This is a genomic window from Paraburkholderia aspalathi (assembly GCF_900116445.1).
GTDB classification, from domain to species: Bacteria; Pseudomonadota; Gammaproteobacteria; order Burkholderiales; family Burkholderiaceae; genus Paraburkholderia; species Paraburkholderia aspalathi.
Map to the genome: position 1 here is coordinate 328,948 of NZ_FPBH01000004.1, position 16,825 is coordinate 345,772.

At 61.0% G+C, this 16,825-nt stretch carries 17 protein-coding genes and 3 pseudogenes; 13 read left to right on the forward strand and 7 right to left on the reverse strand.

The genetic code is table 11. From position 1 onward, the window contains the following. Position 1 precedes the first annotated feature (1 nt). Both BM438_RS08920 and BM438_RS08925 read left to right on the forward strand, forming a co-directional pair. Positions 2–1,339 carry a TraB/TrbI/VirB10 family type IV secretion system protein gene (locus BM438_RS08920; RefSeq protein WP_093633901.1) on the forward strand — a complete coding sequence of 446 codons (1,338 nt, stop codon included), beginning with the start codon at positions 2–4 and terminating at the stop codon, positions 1,337–1,339. Further along, a complete protein-coding gene (locus tag BM438_RS08925; protein WP_093633902.1) occupies positions 1,336–1,761 on the forward strand; it encodes a TrbG/VirB9 family P-type conjugative transfer protein in 426 nt (141 codons plus the stop codon). The genes BM438_RS08920 and BM438_RS08925 overlap by 4 nt, the downstream gene beginning before the upstream one ends. 282 nt (positions 1,762–2,043) lie before the next feature. Here the strand turns inward: BM438_RS08925 and BM438_RS08930 are convergent, their stop codons facing one another. Then, on the reverse strand, positions 2,044–2,769 hold the full coding sequence (locus BM438_RS08930) for a hypothetical protein (protein ID WP_093633903.1): 726 nt from the start codon (positions 2,767–2,769) through the stop codon (positions 2,044–2,046). A 315-nt stretch (positions 2,770–3,084) separates the two neighbouring features. Between BM438_RS08930 and BM438_RS08935 the strand changes: the two are divergent. Beyond that, positions 3,085–3,192, forward strand: a pseudogene (locus BM438_RS08935) (ATP-binding protein); the annotation flags it as partial. Positions 3,193–3,220: 28 nt separating this feature from the next. On the opposite strand, the gene BM438_RS08940 reads toward BM438_RS08935, so the two are convergent. The 5 genes and pseudogenes from BM438_RS08940 to BM438_RS08960 all read right to left on the reverse strand — a co-directional run. Then, positions 3,221–3,733 carry a helix-turn-helix domain-containing protein gene (locus BM438_RS08940; RefSeq protein WP_244179304.1) on the reverse strand — a complete coding sequence of 171 codons (513 nt, stop codon included), beginning with the start codon at positions 3,731–3,733 and terminating at the stop codon, positions 3,221–3,223. Next, entirely contained in the window at positions 3,672–4,706 is a 1,035-nt protein-coding gene (locus tag BM438_RS08945; protein WP_244179305.1) for a Gfo/Idh/MocA family protein, read from the reverse strand. Before BM438_RS08945 ends, BM438_RS08940 begins: the two co-directional genes overlap by 62 nt. A 350-nt stretch (positions 4,707–5,056) precedes the next feature. After that, positions 5,057–5,515 (reverse strand): annotated as a pseudogene (locus BM438_RS08950) (transposase); the annotation flags it as partial. A gap of 31 nt (positions 5,516–5,546) precedes the next feature. After that, positions 5,547–6,628 (reverse strand): IS3 family transposase gene (locus tag BM438_RS08955; RefSeq protein ID WP_093633906.1). Its coding sequence is split into 2 segments (ribosomal slippage): positions 5,547–6,409 and positions 6,409–6,628, totalling 1,083 coding nucleotides; the frame shifts between segments, so codons are not numbered across the junction. Positions 6,629–6,729: 101 nt separating this feature from the next. Further along, positions 6,730–7,701 (reverse strand): annotated as a pseudogene (locus BM438_RS08960) (IS1182 family transposase); the annotation flags it as partial. Positions 7,702–8,042: 341 nt separating this feature from the next. On the opposite strand from BM438_RS08960, the gene BM438_RS08965 reads away from it, so the two are divergent. Then, positions 8,043–8,957 (forward strand): MFS transporter, encoded by a 915-nt coding sequence (locus BM438_RS08965; protein ID WP_093633907.1) that lies wholly within the window; start codon positions 8,043–8,045, stop codon positions 8,955–8,957. Between the two features lie 236 nt (positions 8,958–9,193). Here the strand turns inward: BM438_RS08965 and BM438_RS08970 are convergent, their stop codons facing one another. Then, positions 9,194–9,613, reverse strand: coding sequence for an ACT domain-containing protein (locus BM438_RS08970; RefSeq protein ID WP_093633908.1), 420 nt, complete (start codon positions 9,611–9,613; stop codon positions 9,194–9,196). 191 nt (positions 9,614–9,804) lie between these two features. Here BM438_RS08970 and BM438_RS08975 point away from each other — a divergent pair, with 191 nt between their 5' ends. The 9 genes from BM438_RS08975 (at position 9,805) to BM438_RS09015 (ending at position 16,790) form a co-directional block, all read left to right on the forward strand. Then, positions 9,805–10,029, forward strand: coding sequence for a helix-turn-helix domain-containing protein (locus tag BM438_RS08975; RefSeq protein WP_093633909.1), 225 nt, complete (start codon positions 9,805–9,807; stop codon positions 10,027–10,029). 405 nt (positions 10,030–10,434) lie between these two features. Next, on the forward strand, positions 10,435–11,106 hold the full coding sequence (locus BM438_RS08980; protein WP_093633910.1) for a DUF3577 domain-containing protein: 672 nt from the start codon (positions 10,435–10,437) through the stop codon (positions 11,104–11,106). Positions 11,107–11,606: 500 nt separating this feature from the next. Next, entirely contained in the window at positions 11,607–12,026 is a 420-nt protein-coding gene (locus tag BM438_RS08985; RefSeq protein WP_093633911.1) for an antirestriction protein, read from the forward strand. A gap of 76 nt (positions 12,027–12,102) precedes the next feature. Further along, on the forward strand, positions 12,103–12,690 hold the full coding sequence (locus BM438_RS08990; RefSeq protein ID WP_093633912.1) for a hypothetical protein: 588 nt from the start codon (positions 12,103–12,105) through the stop codon (positions 12,688–12,690). 122 nt (positions 12,691–12,812) lie between these two features. After that, a complete protein-coding gene (locus tag BM438_RS08995; RefSeq protein ID WP_093633913.1) occupies positions 12,813–13,382 on the forward strand; it encodes a hypothetical protein in 570 nt (189 codons plus the stop codon). A 258-nt stretch (positions 13,383–13,640) separates the two neighbouring features. Next, the gene (locus BM438_RS09000; RefSeq protein WP_093633914.1) at positions 13,641–14,201 is read left to right on the forward strand and encodes a DUF3275 family protein; all 561 of its coding nucleotides are present in this window, start codon (positions 13,641–13,643) and stop codon (positions 14,199–14,201) included. Positions 14,202–14,268: 67 nt separating this feature from the next. Beyond that, complete coding sequence (locus BM438_RS09005; protein ID WP_093633915.1) at positions 14,269–15,375, forward strand: DUF6094 domain-containing protein; 1,107 nt, start codon at positions 14,269–14,271, stop codon at positions 15,373–15,375. Between the two features lie 74 nt (positions 15,376–15,449). Continuing rightward, positions 15,450–15,902 (forward strand): hypothetical protein, encoded by a 453-nt coding sequence (locus tag BM438_RS09010; RefSeq protein WP_093633916.1) that lies wholly within the window; start codon positions 15,450–15,452, stop codon positions 15,900–15,902. Between the two features lie 276 nt (positions 15,903–16,178). Then, positions 16,179–16,790 carry a hypothetical protein gene (locus tag BM438_RS09015; RefSeq protein WP_093633917.1) on the forward strand — a complete coding sequence of 204 codons (612 nt, stop codon included), beginning with the start codon at positions 16,179–16,181 and terminating at the stop codon, positions 16,788–16,790. Positions 16,791–16,825: the final 35 nt, after the last annotated feature.

Genomic DNA, 16,825 nt, shown 5'->3' on the forward strand with positions numbered 1-16,825 from the left:
CATGGCCGCCCCGCAACACAACGGTCACAGCGGCGCCCCGCTTACGCCCGATCCCGCGCGCCTGACGCGCGTGCGGCGCGATCTCGCGAAAGTGCTGCTGGTCGCGCTGGGCTCTGCCCTCGTCGCGATTGTGCTCGTCCACGCGCTATCTCACCCGCACGAGAGCGCTGCCGAACGACGCGCGAGAGAGCAGCTCGATACTGAGGCGCGGCAGCCCAGGGCGTCGCCGGATGCGCTACGCAAGCGGCTGGAGGACCAGCGCAATCTCGCGATGGCCCGTGCAGGAAACGAAACAGCCAGCGCTCCGCTTGGCGGCACGCCGCTTGACGGCATCCCCAAGGGGATACCCGGCGATAATGTTGGTCCATTGCCGCGTGACTATCCCGCGTCCGGTTCGGCGGCGAACCGCGATGCCGATCGTCTCGCCCTTCAACGGCAGATCGAAGCGATGCAGAGCCAGTCGCTCGTTGCGTACGAAGACACCACACGCGGCATCCAGGACGCATCGGGACGGACCACCAGTGTCCAGGACCCGGATCGTCCTGCAGGCCGCCTGCCAAACCTTCCGGAGCAGTCTGACGCCGCCGCTCAGACGATCCATGGCGCGCCTGACACAGCGTCGTCTGCGTTACAGCAGGCAAGCGTCGCGAGCGGCATTGACCGACGCAACGCGGACTGGCTGAAACAGCAGTCAGACACGGCTGACGATGAGAAACCATTGGCCCCAGTCCCGCTCAGGTCACCGTACATGGTACTGGGCGGCACGCCCATTCCCACGGTCATCCTGCAGGGCGCAAAAAGCGACATGCCAGGCGCCTTCCGCGCGATGGTCGACCGCGACATCTATGACAGCATCGACGGCACCTGCAAGCTCATCCCGAAGGGCACGCGCATTCTCGGCCGGACCAACAATGACGTGGCGATCGGCCAGGACCTGATGCTCATGGCCGCCACCCGGATGATTTTCCGTCACGCGACGATGCGACTCGACGGCCTGACCGGCAACGATCCCGACGGCGAGGCGGGTGTCAGTGCCGACGTCAACAACCACTTCTTCCGGATCTTCGGCTCGACGTTCCTGATCGCGGGCGTCGCCGCCTGGATCGGCCACAACCAGAACCAGTCGAACGGCACGACGATCAACGTCAACGGCGGCGTGGCGACGGACCTGTCATCGGCCGCAGCGCAATCGTTGTCGCAGACGACGCAAACCATTCTCCAGCGCAACATGAATATCCAGCCGACGCTGAAGCTCGAGCCGGGCCAGCGCATCACGTTCATCACCCAGCGGGACATGTTGCTGCCACCCGGCGTCACTGACGGGAGCTGCCATCGATGAAACAAGCCACCACCCTGCTTTCTGCAACCGTCCTCGTCGCTGGCTGCCTGCTCCAGTCAGCCCGCGCCGAACCGCCGCCGATGACGGGGCCCGTCTACGACTTCGACTGGCATCTGAGCGGAGATGCCGAAGCCCGACCGTACCAGGTGTTCGACGACGGCCGGAAGATCTATCTGCAATTCGCCGATCCAAAACGCGTGCCCGCCGTTTTCGCCGACACGCCGGCGGGCCTGTTACTCCTGCGCTGGCACTCCGACCCGCCCTACGTTGTCGTTGACCGGATGGAACCCGCACTGGTGTTTCGCGCCGGCTCTTCTGAAGCTCGTGCGGTGCGCGCCTCGCCCGGCGAACCGCCACGCAGCGCACATTTTGGTACCGCCGCACCCACGCGGATGACGCGCACTGGTGAGCCCGCGCCATAGGTTTCGGCGTGGCCAATGCGGGCCAACACGGAATGCGAGGATTTGTTTCCGGCACCATCGGGGATAACCCCGGACGGCTCGAATGCAGTCGTCCGGGAGGACGACCCGCGACCAACGCGGGCGTGCTGCGCCGTCTGCGCGAAAGTGAGGTCCGCGTAGGTAGTCACCCCATCCGGGCCCTCGCAGGCAATAGCGACAACGACAGGATCGCGCCACCCTGAAGATTCGCGAGAACGCAAGCGCTCGGCGCCCAACCCGCGTGACGGCAGGGATCGCGGCCAGTCAAACGCCGGCCGGTGACGCGGGCGTTGTCGCATCGGAAGACTTACGCATCAGTGCCAGCTCGACCAGTTCGAGATGGTACGTGTAACGGCCCTGCACGACCTTCATGAGCATCGCACCGACCGACGCACCGAACACCAGAGCAATACCCCAGAGGATGGCTGTGTTTGCCAGGTTGTCAGCGGCAAAGCCACGCAGGAAGGTATTTTCAAGCCAGGACAGGCCGCCCGCATCCTTCATGTTCGACAGCGTCAGGGCCAGCAGCGAATACACTGCCGCGCTTCCCCCGAAGAAGAACACAATTCGGGCGTCCAGGCGCTTTGCCTTGAGCTGTAGCCAGTACTGCACCCGCCTGAGGGCCTCTTCGTCATGGTGAATCAGGCGCCGCACGTGAGCTTCATCATTCTCGATTTCGCGGACGAAAGTATCCAGCGTTTCTGCCTTCCAGCGTAGCATGACGACGAACATCGCAATCGGCTCGACGAGCATGGTAAGGATACCGAACAAGGTCGTCAGAAGCCAGAACGTGAGTGCGACGTACGCCAGTACAGGAGAGCGGTCGACCTTGTAGCAAAGTCCGGAGACTCCAAGCAGAACCATACATAGCATGCTCAGGACAAGCATGAGTCCGGACAGCTTTCCCGCTCTGTCCATGAACAACTTCTTCGCTGGCTTGTAGGGCTCAGCGTCAGCGAGATCCTTCAGGATTGCCTTTATGTCCTTCATCACTTTTCCAAGAGATCAACATGACATCAGCCCATGCGCTAGCGGCCGGCATGGTGAAGCTGCCACGGGCTACGATTATCCGCGATGCTCGTCCCACTCGATCTCGCAAGCCGAGCACGTTAACTCGACCGCCGGCATCAGGCTATTTCGCGTGAGAAAGGCTGCTCACATGTGCCGCGATGACATGTTCGTGGGCAAGGTTCCGGTCGAACAAGCCTGATCCGGGTCCCTGGCCTGCTGGGAATCCGTCTGCTGATGCAGGATGCGGATTACGTCGGCGAGCCCCGCCGATTCCCTGAAAAACACTATGTGCATTACGACTTCAGTTTCCAGCCGAGTCTGGACCGTGACCGCATCATGGCACTTGCGCAACTTGAATTCATTGAGCGACGCCAGGCCGTTCATTTCCTCGGGCCGCCCGGACACGAGACATAATGCTCACCTCCCTATGTTATTGAAGATCAATGGATAGTTGATTTGGATCTGCCGATTGCGGGCCTTCAGCCGAATCCCGTTGTGCGCAATACGCGTCTATATCGGTGCGATGTATAACCCACGGTGCGCCAATGCACGCCTGCGTAGCCGGCAATTGCTTCGTGCGGACCAAACGCAGAACCGCGGGCGCGCTGATACGTAATAATGCAGCCGCTTCCGTCGCCGTCAGTTCGTTACGCTCCTGCCTCTCTCCTTCGCGGTAGACAGAAATCGAATGATCGTGGCGCAAGATACCAATGCGCGCTGCGGTCCATGTATGCCCCCTGGCCGTGCGTCTGCCGAGGCGATTGATGATCGCAGCAATCGACAGGTCCGGGAGGGTTCTTGCCAAAGCGCGAATGATATCAATCGTCTCGCTGTCGGTGACCCAGCGATGTTGCCCAGTACGGTTCGTTTGGAATTCAAGCTCAGTGTGTTGGCCTCCCTGCCAACCTAGCTTCGAACGGGTATATAAGCCCCAGTTCGGCACGAGCAGCGTCCATGATAGCGATCATTTTCATCGACATGGCATGAGTGACGACTGGGCTTTCAATTCCACCCGAGCGCATTACCTCACAGAAATGGGCCGTTTCGTAATTAAGTCCGCCTCCCTGAAACGGCTCATGCAATTCGACTGCCCGTCCTCCAAGGTAGCGAACAGTGGCTCGAGACGGGTTCCACCAGTTTTCGTGGATTGTGACGGACCCCTTCGTGCCAGCGATAAAAGCGTCGCCTTTGCCGTCCAAATCCAGCCCGCAGAATATTTGCGCGATGCCATTTTCGTGAAGAATATTGAGGCTTGCGAAGCTATCGACACCGGTTTGTCCCAATTTACCTAGCGTCTGCACATTGATCGCGCTCCCGAGGAATCGAACCGCCAGGAACGCCTCGTAGATACCAATATTCAGCAAAGCACCACCTCCACGTTCCAACCGAAACGATGGGTGATCGAGTGGAACGTCCGCGATCGAACAACCGGCACGCACGAATCCGATGTCCCCTATCGGGTCTTCCGCGAGATGTTCCGTTAATTTTAGAAAGAGCGGATAGAACGGTGGCTTCATAGCCTCCATAAATAGAACGTTGGAGGCCTTCGCAGCATTCAGCAGGTGTTGAAGTTCGCGAGCGCTTACGGCTGCGGGCTTCTCGCATAGAACCGCGCGACCGGCGGAAAACGCACGCGTTGCGTAATGCGAATGACTGTCCGGAAGCGTTGCGATATAGAGCGCGTCGACGCCGTCCAGCAGGTCGTCGAAACTGGCGTAGGCGCGCGTCCCATGCTTCCGAGCGAACTCTTCGGCCTGTACCCCCCGCCGCGCCCACACGCCGACAAGCTTAACGTTTTGTACAAAGCTCAGGCCTTCGGCGAACCGACCGGCTATGTGGCCCGCGCCGACAATCCCCCATCGAATGGGCCTTGGGGGGTGCGACTCAACGCCGTCCTGATGTTTCGATTCTTCCATGTTTGCCGTTTCCCACAGGTTAGTGTACGTACCCGAACAGGGCCGCGCGGCCCCGCAATACGCTCTCATGGTGGGGCAGCCTCCAGCCATGCCGCGCTTAGAGTGAGAGCCCATTATAGAACCAATTTGATGCCAATCAATGCCAAATTGCTTAGTCGCGTCCGGCGCAGTTCAATCAACGGCGGCTGCACCCTCGAATGCGGCCGTCAGTTCCTGGTCTCGCTGGAGGGCTGGAAGGGGTCGAGGCTGTGTGGAAACGTTCGGCGCGTAGCGGCGATAAGTTGGGGTAAAGCGCGATCGAAGGAAACAACTTCGCAGCTTTTCAATTGGTGGCGCGGCGATGGGCGTTCTCAGGCCCTCATCGCCTCGATCAATGCCTTCGTACCCAGAATGTTCATCGGTCGCTTGAGGTTGTAGGCTAATACGTGAAGGCTCATCTCGGTTCGAACACGTGGCAGCGTCTTGGTTAGAAAGTGCACAGAGCCCATCCAGAACTTGAGCGTTCCTAACGGATGCTCGACCGTCTGTCGTCTCAGCCTCGCGGCGTCCGGCGTCTGATCGAGTCGGCGCTGCATTTCTTCAAGCACCTTCTCATGTTCCCACCGCGTGACTCTTGGGTATGGACTCGGCGTGCACTGCGGTTTCAGTTGGCATTTCGGACACGCTGACGGCCAGTACTTATGGATCGTCACGCCGGCCTCAACAGTCGTGAAGCGCCAAATGGCCCGCTCTCCAGCCGGGCAACGATACTCGTCGTCGGATTCGATGTAGACGAAGTTTCGTTTATCAAAGCGACCCTCGGCCTTGCTGTTTTGACCTGCCTGATTTCTTCGGGCCATTTCAGTCTTGGGGAACGGCCTCGGTTGCTTCAGTTGAACAATACTGCTGCTTGAACTCGTCGGGCGTCAGGTATGCCAGACTTGAATGTGGTCGAATCGCATTGTAGTGGCGCCGCCACTGCTCGATCACTACCTTCGCTTCGGCGCGTGTCCGAAACCATTCAAGGCTCAGGCATTCGTCACAGAATTTGCCGTTAAAACTCTCGTCCGCGCCGCTCTGCCACGGCTTTCCGGGATCGCTGAGCGCCATTTCCATGCCGTTTTCGGCAGCCCACTTCAGGATGGCCCGTGATACGAATTCCGGGCCGTTATCTGAGCGCAGGTAGCGTGGCGCACCGTGAACGCTGGCCAGTTGTGACAGGACTTCGATGACGCGCTTCGACCGGATCGATCCCGCAACGTCAAGCGCCAGGCACTCACGTGTGTACTCATCGATCACAATCAGACACTTCAGTTGCTGGCCGTTGGCGCAGGCGTCGAATACGAAGTCGTATGCCCAGACGTGCCGGGCCGCCGTCGCCGGCTGCGGCCGTGGGCGACGAACCGACACCCGCCGGCGCGGGCGCTTGCGCGGCACCTGCAGGCCTGCCAGGCGCCACAGCCGCCATGCCCGGTCCGCGCACATCCCGTGACCCTGGCGCCCCAGGAAGATCTGGATGCGACGGTAGCCGTAGCGCGGATATTGCGCCGACAGAATGCTCATTGCGGCGAGCACCGGTGCGTCCCGTTCAGCAAGCTTCGACCCGTAATTCAACGCCGACCGTGCGACCGACATCAGCGCGCACGCACGTCGCTCAGACAGGCCCCGCGCTTTCGCGTAGGCGACCTGCTGGCGTCGCGCGGGCGCGCTCACCACTTTTTTCCGTTGATCTCTTTCATTACGTCCAGCTCGAGATCCCGCTCCGCCAGTATCTTCTTCAGTCTGGCGTTCTCCTGCTCCAACTGCTTGAGCCGTTTAACGTCGGCTGCTTCGAGGCCGCCAAAATGCTGGCGCGAGTTGTAGATCGTCTGCTCGCTGATCCCATGCTTCTTTGCGACCTCGGCGACCGGCGCCTTGTCTGCCTCACGCAGGATCGTGACCATCTGCTCGTCGGAAAACCGGCTCTTTTTCCTGACTTCCTTTCTCCGTTGGAAGCCATTCTCTCAAGTTTGAGCTGGTCCGAAAATTCCAGGGCAGGTCAGTTTGAGGTCAGCGGTTTCGGGACCAGCGTCTGGATTCCGTCTTGCTCGCGTCGCAGAATTTCCTCACTCTTGTAGTAACCGCGATCAGCAAATGCGGTTAGCTGATTTGCACCAATCATCTCGCGCCAGGTTGGCCATCGCCGCTAACTGGGAACGATCGTGGCCAACATTGACGACCTCATGCGCAACGATCATGTGGTTCTTGAGATCCACAGCGGTCTGCACGTTATAGCCGACCATTCTTGTGCCACGACCGCTGGTTGCTATTGAGCGCGCGTCCGGATCAGTTAGCGAGATCTGGCCGTCTGGAGCTGCACGCATGCGCGTTTCGATCTCGCCGAGTTTCTGCATCTGCGACTTGATCTTCAATATCTTTTCTTTCAGGTGCGGGACGCGTCCCTCCGGTAGGCTCGCTGGCTCACGATCGGCCCGATCCAGTTCATCCATGTAACGGCCGATGCTTTGCTCGAGTTGCTCCATGCGAGCCTTAAGCTTGTGGTCCGTGAAGTTCTTGTCGCGGTTGTTGACCGCTTTGAACTTACTTCCATCGATGGCAACGGTGGCATCCGAGAACAGCTTCAATTGCCGGCAAAGCATTACAAACTCCCGGCAGACTTTGCGGATCGCACCGCCGTTGTCTTTGCGGAAGTCAGCGATGGTTTTGAAGTCCGGGGTCAACTGGACCGTCAGCCAGATCAGTTCCAGATTGCGCTGTGTTTCGCGCTCAAGACGACGACTCGATTGAAGCCGGTTCAGGTACCCATAGATGTACAGCTTGAGCAGGGTCGATGGGTGATATGCCGGTCGACCGGTTACAGCTGGTGCAGCACGCTCGAAGCAAGACTCATCAGATCAAGCTCGTCGACAAATACGTCAATCACACGTACAGGGTTATCAGCGTCGACGTAATCGTCGAGAGACTCAGGCAGCAACGCGACTTGCTCTCGCGCCGCGCTTTCGATGTATCGCTTCATGGGCCACCATCGGAAAACGTGTTGACTAACTATAGGCGATCAACGTGTTTTCACACAGCCTCGGTCGGCTGCGGTCAGCCGCACTGCTCGATGCAGGGGACCCCGCGCGCATTAGGAACCCGGAATGGCGACAGCAGCTTCATGCAAAGCGTGATCCGCTCGACTTTGTGCTTTGGAAACCCTCACGCAACCGACAAGGTCATGGCATTCCTCGAAACGTTCTGATTATCTGCACCGAAACGGCCGGGGTTTCGTCCTACAGACGGCTCCCTGGCTGTCGCTTCGCCTAATTTCCAGTTGAGGGTAATCGTTACTGTATCTGAAGCTTCAGATATTCACGAATCCCGGCCAGCCCTCCTTCACTGCTGATCGTTTCAGGCGTTCTCGGCGCGTTCGGCTATGCACTTCTCGCAGGCGCAATGAGCGGTATTCTTCAGTCGCTCGCGCCCGAGAAGGAGCGCATGGGCTTTAACATGCGCCTGTCCCTCTTTAACCAGGCAGGCAGCGCGATCGGCACTGGTGCCGGCGGCTACGCGATCAACCGCTTTGGCAGCATCACCACGGCGATCGTGAGCGCATGTATCGCGTTGGCCATTGTGCCCCTGCTCCGCATTCTGGCGAGCGCCGCACGCGGGAACGGAGCACGCAGGCGCACCAGCCCGCTTACCGCCTCGCTCGAAGCCTTCCGCTACCTTGTGAACGAACCACAAAGCTTCGCTGCTGCCGTAACGGTGGGGCTGGCCTTTGCCGTGATTCAGATCACGAACCTGCTATTGCCGGGCTTCGTTGTTCATAAGCTCAGGGGAAACGGTGATCTCTTCGGCGTACTCGAGATGACAGCCGCCATCGCCGGAATGGCTGCGCTTGCTGCTGGCGGATGTCCGCCAGTCGCCAGAAAGATGCGCGGCACCACCGCCGTTCAAGGCGGTGCCGGGGGCTCGCTGATCCTGTTATCGCTGGCGCCAGACGCACCGGCCGCGATCGTCCTCTACTGTCTTGCCGGGATGCTCTGGAACCTGTCACGCGCAGCAGCCAATGGGCATCTGCTAACGGTCGTGGATGGGGCCATCATCGGACGCGTGCAGGCATTCGCCACGCTGCTAACGGGCGCATTCGGCGTGCTGATATTCCTGCTTCCGAGCATGTTCCCGGACACAACCGAAGCGCACCTTTACGCCGCCTGCGGAGCTGCGATCGTGGTGGCAGCGGCACTCATGCGACTATGGGCCAGTCGCGGCAGAACTGGCCCAGTCTGACAATCGCAGTGGCAATCGTAGCGGCAATGACGTCGGATCCGCAAATGCCCGGGGTCCAATAAACCGCCCCGGACACGCCACGCGGACAGGCCGTGTATTCCGGATCTCGGGTGTCATACTCACTTGCGCTGACGAGATGGAATCGACGCCCGACGCGGACGAAGTCGATATCCGCATTTCAACCGGAGGCCGAATACATACGCGGTTGCTCTGATACACCGGATAAACTGCGACGGTCAGCCCGCTGCGGCCCGCTCCGCACTTTCCTGCAGGCCGGAAAGCTGTGCCAACGCGTCGGCCGCGCGCTCGAGCGGTACAAAAATATGATCGTGAAAGGCAGCGGCAACGACGTTGCAGCTGATGCTGGCCTTCGTCAGCGCCTCAGCCACCGCGGCAGTGAGTCCTACCGCCTGCAGATCGGAATGAACGGTCAATGTAATCCACGCTGCCCGGAAAAGCACCGGTAACCCTTCGCGCACCGCCGTTGGCTCATCAATGATGACGGTCAATCCCTCGCGCTCACGAAAGGTCGCAAGGGGAGCGAGCCGGGAAACATCCCTGTCTGCCTGCACGGACGAAAAAACATAGGCGCCTTCATTCAGCTCTGGCTGCATCGACGCCAGCAGCTGTGAGAGATCCGAGACCGGTTGGCTCACTGGGTTTCCTGTTGGAGAGAAGTCATCGGGCAGGACACCGGCGATTCCAGCTGCAAGCGGTGCCTGCGTCGTTTTCACAGCACTATTGTGATCGAAACGGAAAATTGTCACTCATAGTGCGTCCTATCATAGAGCGTGGCCTCAAACAGGTCAAATCCGTACCCTTCGATATCTTTCCGATCGAGATGTCGATGCAGTACGACCCGCTTGTCCTGTTTGGCAAACGCCTGATTGCGCTTCGCAAGGCGCGCGGCTGGTCGCAGGAGCGTCTGGCGCTCGAGAGCGGCCTCGCCCGGTCGTACATTGGCGGCATCGAGCGGGGTCAGCGCAACATCGCCCTCTATAACATCTGTGTGCTGGCTGTCACACTCGGGATTTCACCCGCTTCAATGCTCGATTTTGATGAGCTTGCGTGACAGATCACGCACACTTGGGATCCGTCACAAAAGGAAGGGACAAGGCAAGATGCTCGTGTATCCAACGCGACGCCTATGCACGGCGTGTGGCATATCGTGATGCGTCGTGAACTCAAAAGCTATCCCGTTATAGCGGTCTCGCAGGAAATAAAGATGGCGCGGTTATCACCTTGATTTTTCGATTTGGCCGGCTATGATTCGCGATTGAAGTTGCCCGCTGGAGCCCATCCAGCATCCCTTGCAGCACCGTCGCTTTGCGACACCTTTTGCGGTTGCGCTTCGTCCCATTGTCTGGACCGCCGCAGGTCGTTTGACCAGAAGCTTCCTTCCTTGCCCGCCCCGGGGAATTACCATTCCCCGACGCGGGACATGGCGATTCCCCTTTTTTCGTTCTGGAGAATCGTCATGAATCAGTCAGTCGAACCCCGCAAGTATTTCGACCTTCATCTGCGTGGCCTCGGGTATCTGTCGCGCGTGCGCGACGTAGCCGCCAAAGGCAATGGCCGCAGCAAGGCGAAACCCTTCCTCGCATGCGCCATTTCCGCGTTTCATGGCGATCCGAATGTCGAGAACGGCATCGTCTATCTTCCGCTCGACCTGATCGTCGCCGGCGAAAAGGCCAGGGAAGCGGTCCGCGCCGTGATGGACGACGCGAACGATCCCGATGTGAAAGTCCTCGTTGCCTTCCGCTCGGGTGACCATTACATCCGGACGTTCGAGCGTACCGGCAACCGCGCGGGCGAAACCGGAGCCGTACTCAAGGGGCGCCTGCTCAAGCTCTTCTGGGTCAAGGTCGACGGCCAGGAAGTGTACCGCGATGAAAGTGATGGAAGCGACGACGCCGACACGGAAAACGATCAGGCGCCGGAACGGGTCAACGCATATGTACCGTCCACTGACCCTCGTGATCAGCACGATTCGGCCAGCGTCGAGGAGCTTCCGGGCAGTAGCAATGCGCGGGAACCCAGCGAAGCGCCGTCTCCGGCTGAGCGCACTGCTCCGCGCACCAACCGCTATCCAACCCTGCGCCGTCATGGCAACGCCAGTGCCCGTCGTGCGCCCGTCAGTGCCGACTGAACCGTAACCCCTCGTCCCCCGCCTCGCGGGGGTCTTCTCCCACGCACGACCGGTCTGCCGGTTTTCCCGGGCGACGTATCACGAAACGCCCGGGAAAGCCGGCGCCGGCCACCATGCGCTCTGGGTTCACGGTGGCCCGAACACGCCGTGCCGTTTGTGCCGGAACGATTTCTCCGGCCCAGACACGCGCCTGGCAGGTTCAACTGCCAGGCGTCATGCGTCATTCGCTTCTCACCTGCAATGAAAGTACGCATGAGAGCGAATGACGCATGACGGTTTCACTGCCGGCCTGCCAGCTTGCAGGCCCGTCTGTCGCCACGCTAGGCGACACCTTTACAGCCAGCTTCCGGTGCCACTGTCTGCACGGCTGTTCCCGCGTCACGCGACGCGGGCTCCGGAATCACCTCCTTTCACGCCTTCGGGCCTCACCTTGTCCAACCTTCGCGGGGATGCGCTTCCCCGCCCGGGCAGCCGTTCGCCGCGTCTTTCCGGAGAACGTCATGACTCAATCCAGCAAAACACACGGCATCACTGCCACGATCGTGCCTGATGAACGCCGCATCGATATCCTGCCGCGCTATTTCGGCAGGCACATGATCCGCGCGGAAGTTGCTGTCTACACCGCAATGTCATCGTTATGCGACACCTATCACGGCGGATTCTGGGACTACATCGAACTGTCCAACGGCGCATTCTATATGTCACCGCGCAAGGATGGGCCGCTTGCCATCACCTGCGACGGCAACGGATACGACGGCGAGATGAGCAGCGATGCCGCAGGCATTGTTGCCACGCTGTTCGCGCTGAATGCAATGGCGTGGTCGACCGAAGACGCAAGCTTCACCGACCTCTATCACAGGCTGCTCGCCTTCGTACCGTCTCACGCGGAAAGCCGCGAAATCTTCGCGGCGATCGACTGACGTCCTGCCCTTCTCTTACACCCTGCGGAACGCATCCCGCTGGGGCGCGTCTCCGCGACTCATCACGGAGATGCCCATGTCAAACTGTAGCTGCCGTGCCGTCAAAGCATCCGTCGACAAGCCCCGCGACGTCGGATTGCACTACTGGCCGGGTGTCCGAACGAAACACCACGCGCGAACGTCAGGGACGCTTGCCCACGCCGCGAACCGGCCCGTCGACGAAGGCGATCCTTCGCAACAGGCTTTCCGGTGCCGTGACGGTCGGATATTGCCGCGCTACACGAACCGGAGCGTCGGTCTTTCCGACGGCCTCTATCTCGGCCTCTTCAACGGGCGCGACGATCCGCTCGGATCCCCGCTTGTCGACGGGTTTGACGGACCTCTAATCGGCCGACTGCGCTATTGCCACACGATCAGGGCCCGCGATATCGAACTGGAAGTTCTCGATCCGTTCGAAGCGCGCCTGTTCTTCCCCGACATGGCGTACGTCGCCGGGCCGGATGGCGAGGTTCTGACCGCAAAGATCGTGATGCCAATCCCGCTCATGTTCAACTCAGGAGCCATCGTCTTCGATGGCCGCTACTTCGCCGACTGGACCGTGTTCATCATCAGCGCCGTTCGTACCGCGACGGGTCGCGATCTTCGCGCGCAGCAGCGCGTGTGACGCCGGCATCACGGTCGCCGTTTTCACTTTTTTCCATCATCTGCACCGCACCAGCGGTGCTTCCCCGCGGGGCATCGCCCCGCCCCGGGAACGATGCCTCGCCTCACCTTGCGAGGATCATCATGGGATGGCTGTTTGGTCATGGACAGACGCGTGCGCAACTCATCGCTCGCCTGACAGGCGACGAGGCGCATGACGGCTTCACACGTCGCTGCCTTCGTCACTGCACCAGTGGCAACGTACTGTGGACCGTCTGGGAAATTGAACGCGCAGCAGGCGTTGCGCCAATGCGTTTCATCGGCTGCGACCTGCTCGCATGGGACAAAACCTGCGCGGGCTGGGGATACAAGGATATGTGCGAGGAGATGGAACCGCTTTACTACTCCTGCCCGCTCGCCTATCTCGACATGGTCCCGCCCGTGGCGCCCGCATGGCGCGAGCAGGTTCGCGCATGGCATACGGCACGCTCACGGGCACACTCATGCCCGCTCGCGCCAGGCGATGTGCTCACACTCAGCGGCCTGTCGATAAAGGAGGCTGTCGTCGTGAGTCGACATCATCGCTCGTGGATCGTCGAAAGCGGCGGGCGGCTGTTCAGGTTTCCGCCACGTCTGTTCCGTCATATCGTCGCGCAGCGCAGCGCCGACGCGTGCGGCCCGCAACACGGGGCTGATGCATCAACGCCGTCATGACGCGTCGCGCTCCCTGCGCGACCTGCCGGAAGTTTCCGTCCATGAGCTTGCGGAAATGAACATGACTGCTGCCTGTCCGTGCCGGTTGCGCATCGCCCTATCGGCAAAACCTGTCAGCAGGACCTGCAACGTTTCGTTCGGCGGGTCGGCTGTGCCGCTGTGCTCACCGCGCAGCGGCCGTCTGTCCGCACGATCTTTCCCAAACCGCGGGACACCATGCCCGCCAGGGAAGGTCCCGCCCCACTCCGTGGAGGCATCATGATTTCGCTTTCCGGCACGCTTGACGTGCGCACCATCAAGGGCAGCAACGGCCCCTTCCAGGTCGGCGAACTGACGACGTCCGTCGGCGACTTCAAGGTCAAGGACAAGCTGCTTGAGCAGTTCGAACCGGGTGCCTACACCGGCACCTTTCTGATCGACAAAATCTATCCGCACAGCTACGTGTGGTATGGCAAGGTCACCGTCGAAATCCGCGCGAAGCTCGCCGACGTGCAACTGGACAACGACGAACCGTTCAGCGAGACCGGGCGCGAGTCCGCCTCGACGGAGCCGGACCCCGTCGACGAGGAACGCCTACCGGCCGCTCCTCGCCCCGCCCACGCGGAAGAAGCGCCCGCAGCCGCGCAGACGGGCAATGATGCTGGTGAGCTGTATCTGCCCGATCTCTTCGGAACCGACCTGGCCGATGCGATCGTCGCCGGCGAGCCGGTGAAGCTTGATCCGACCGTCGATCGCGGCGTGTTCCGTCAACAGCGCGACCAGCTTCGCGCATTTGGCTACGCCTTCCAGGCGTCTACCCAGACCTGGCTGAAGGCCTGATTCCGATCCACCTTCGGTGTGCCAGGCTTCCAGGCTCCGGCACACCCGTCACCCACAGGAGATTCGTATGGCCCTGATCTTTCCTCGTCTAGCGCGAAATTTTGTGAAGAACGGGTACTTTCCGACCGACGCCGTCACGCTCGCGCGCATCGTGCCGGCACTCGCGCTGGCCGATCCCGACCGTCCCTCGCGACTGCTCGATCCCTGCTGCGGTGAAGGCGCGGCGCTGCAGGAACTGAAGGCTTCGCTCGTTGCGCACTCCACAACGCCCGATAGGGTTCGCGCCTTTGGTGTCGAGTACGACCGCGAGCGTGCGTGGCACGCGAAGGAAGTGCTCGATACGGTTGCGCACACTGACGTTCACGACATGTTCATCACGGCCCGTAGCATGGGACTGCTGTTCCTCAATCCACCGTACGGTGATGTCGTATCTGACAAGGCACAGACGGGCGAACGCCAGCCGGATCGTCTCGAGAAGATCTTCTACCTCAGGACGGTCCCCTGGCTCGCATTTGGCGGCGTGCTAGTCCTGATCGTGCCGCATTACGTGATGGACCGCGAGTTCGCCACGATGATTGCCCGCAACTTCACACAGGTCCAGGTGTTCCTCGCGCCCGACCAGACGTTCAGGCAGCTTGTGCTTGTCGGCGTCAAGCGCCGGGCGGATGGGGTCGACGCCGCACTGGCCGCGCGCCTGGCCCGCATCCATGAGGGCGAACTGCCATCTGAGCTGCCGCGAAGCTGGACGGCCGAGCCGTATCGCATCCCTTCGATGGCCGGCGAATACGCTTTCATGTCGGCACGGATCGACGCGCCGCAGCTCGAACACGAGTTGCAGCGCCTGAAGCACGCCACGCTCTGGCCACAGTTCGCCACGATGTTTGCGGCGAAGGCTGTCACGCCGCGGCGTCCACTACGTGATCTGTCCGACTGGCATCTCGCGCTCGCGCTTGCAGCCGGGCAGATCACAGGTGTGGTGACGGGCGCCGACGGCACGCGCCTGTTGATCCGCGGCGACACCATCAAGCAGAAGCAGCAGGAAGTCCAGATCGAGGAAACCGACAAGGGCGAAATCCGGACCACGATCCTGATGCGCGACCGGTTTGTTCCGACGATCGCGGGCATTGACTTCACCCCCGGCCCTAACCTCGGCCGGATTGTCACGATCCGCTAACCTGGATCATCTTCGTCAAACCCGCGGGGCAACGCCCCGCGGGGGCGGGATCCGCACTTCACGGACACGACATCATGAATGATACGAGCCTCCGGAGGCAGCCATTGCCCGCCTTCATGGTCGGCTACAGTCTTGACCATAGCCACCGCGTCGTCGTCGGCGTTCGGGCCGCCAGCGCCGATGCCGCCTGTGCCATCGCACGTGCGGCCTTCGACGCCGGAACATTGTGGGACGATACGCCGGACATACCACTGCTCTACGACGACTACGAAGAGCTTGATGGTCAGGTCCTCAACTTCGACGCCACGTCGGTCGCCACGTGGCCGGCCGCCGATGTCTCGGTACGCGCCGCAAGATTGCATGCAGCCGCGCATCGGCTGCTCGCGTTCGCACGACTTGCCGACCGACGGCTACCGCTCGCAGCAGCGATCGAAGCGTGGCACCCCGATACCCTTGTGCCGATGACGGTCACCGCCGAACAGGCTCGCGAACTGCGTGCATTGCTGGAAAGGCTCCGTGCCTGCTGACGCACGAACCCGTTTTTTGGACGTACCTGCGCGCCCCTCGAAAGGGGCGCTTTCCCGGAGAGTCCCACACGACGTTCGGGGAAAGCGTTTCCCGCTGATCTGCCGGCAGCAGATCCGTCGTCGCCCGTGACGCGACACCCTTCGTATCACCCGCAGCTTTCTTCCGGCGCCTTCGTCTGCGCGGCTGCGGCTTCCTTCGCGAAGTCCCGGAATTTCCTCAACCCGCCCGGGTCTGCACCCGGTGGGTGCGCCGGACATTCAGACTGGAGCACCCTCATGCTGTATCCCATCAAGGAACTGCAGGACATCTTCGTCGATGCCTGCGTACGTGCACCCGATGGCGAACTCGCCTTAGTCTCGGCCTTCGGACGCGATGGCGCCGTTCAGCAGCTCTATGCCTCGCTGCACCTGGGCGTCCAGGAAGGCGGCATCCGGCAGCTCACGCTGCTTGATCCACACAGCAGCCAGCCGGTTGCGGTCATCCCTGTCGGCGACCCGCGGCGGCTCGACAAGTACAGCGGCCGCCTGCCGAAAGACAACCTGTTCGGCAACCTTGTCCATACCTGGATTTATGACGAGTTGCTCCTCAACCCATCGAAAGCCGCTGGTTCGGCATGGTTGCTAATTGATCGCGACACACAGGCGCACGACGACGGGTCCCTTCAGGCCCGCGTCTGGTCGCTGATCGAACATCTCAGTCCAATACCGCTGCTGCCGCCTTGGCGTACGCCGGTGCTCGACGCACTTGGCGCTCAGCTCGTCAGCCATCTCGGCAACACACCTTATGCGCCTGTCGGCCGCATCCATGCTTCGCGGGTCACGCTCCCCGACACGTTCGGAAAGGCGATTTCGGATTTCGTCAGCAGCGGCACGCTCACGCTCGACTGACGCGCACTAACACGCACTAACGCTCGTCCAGGCCG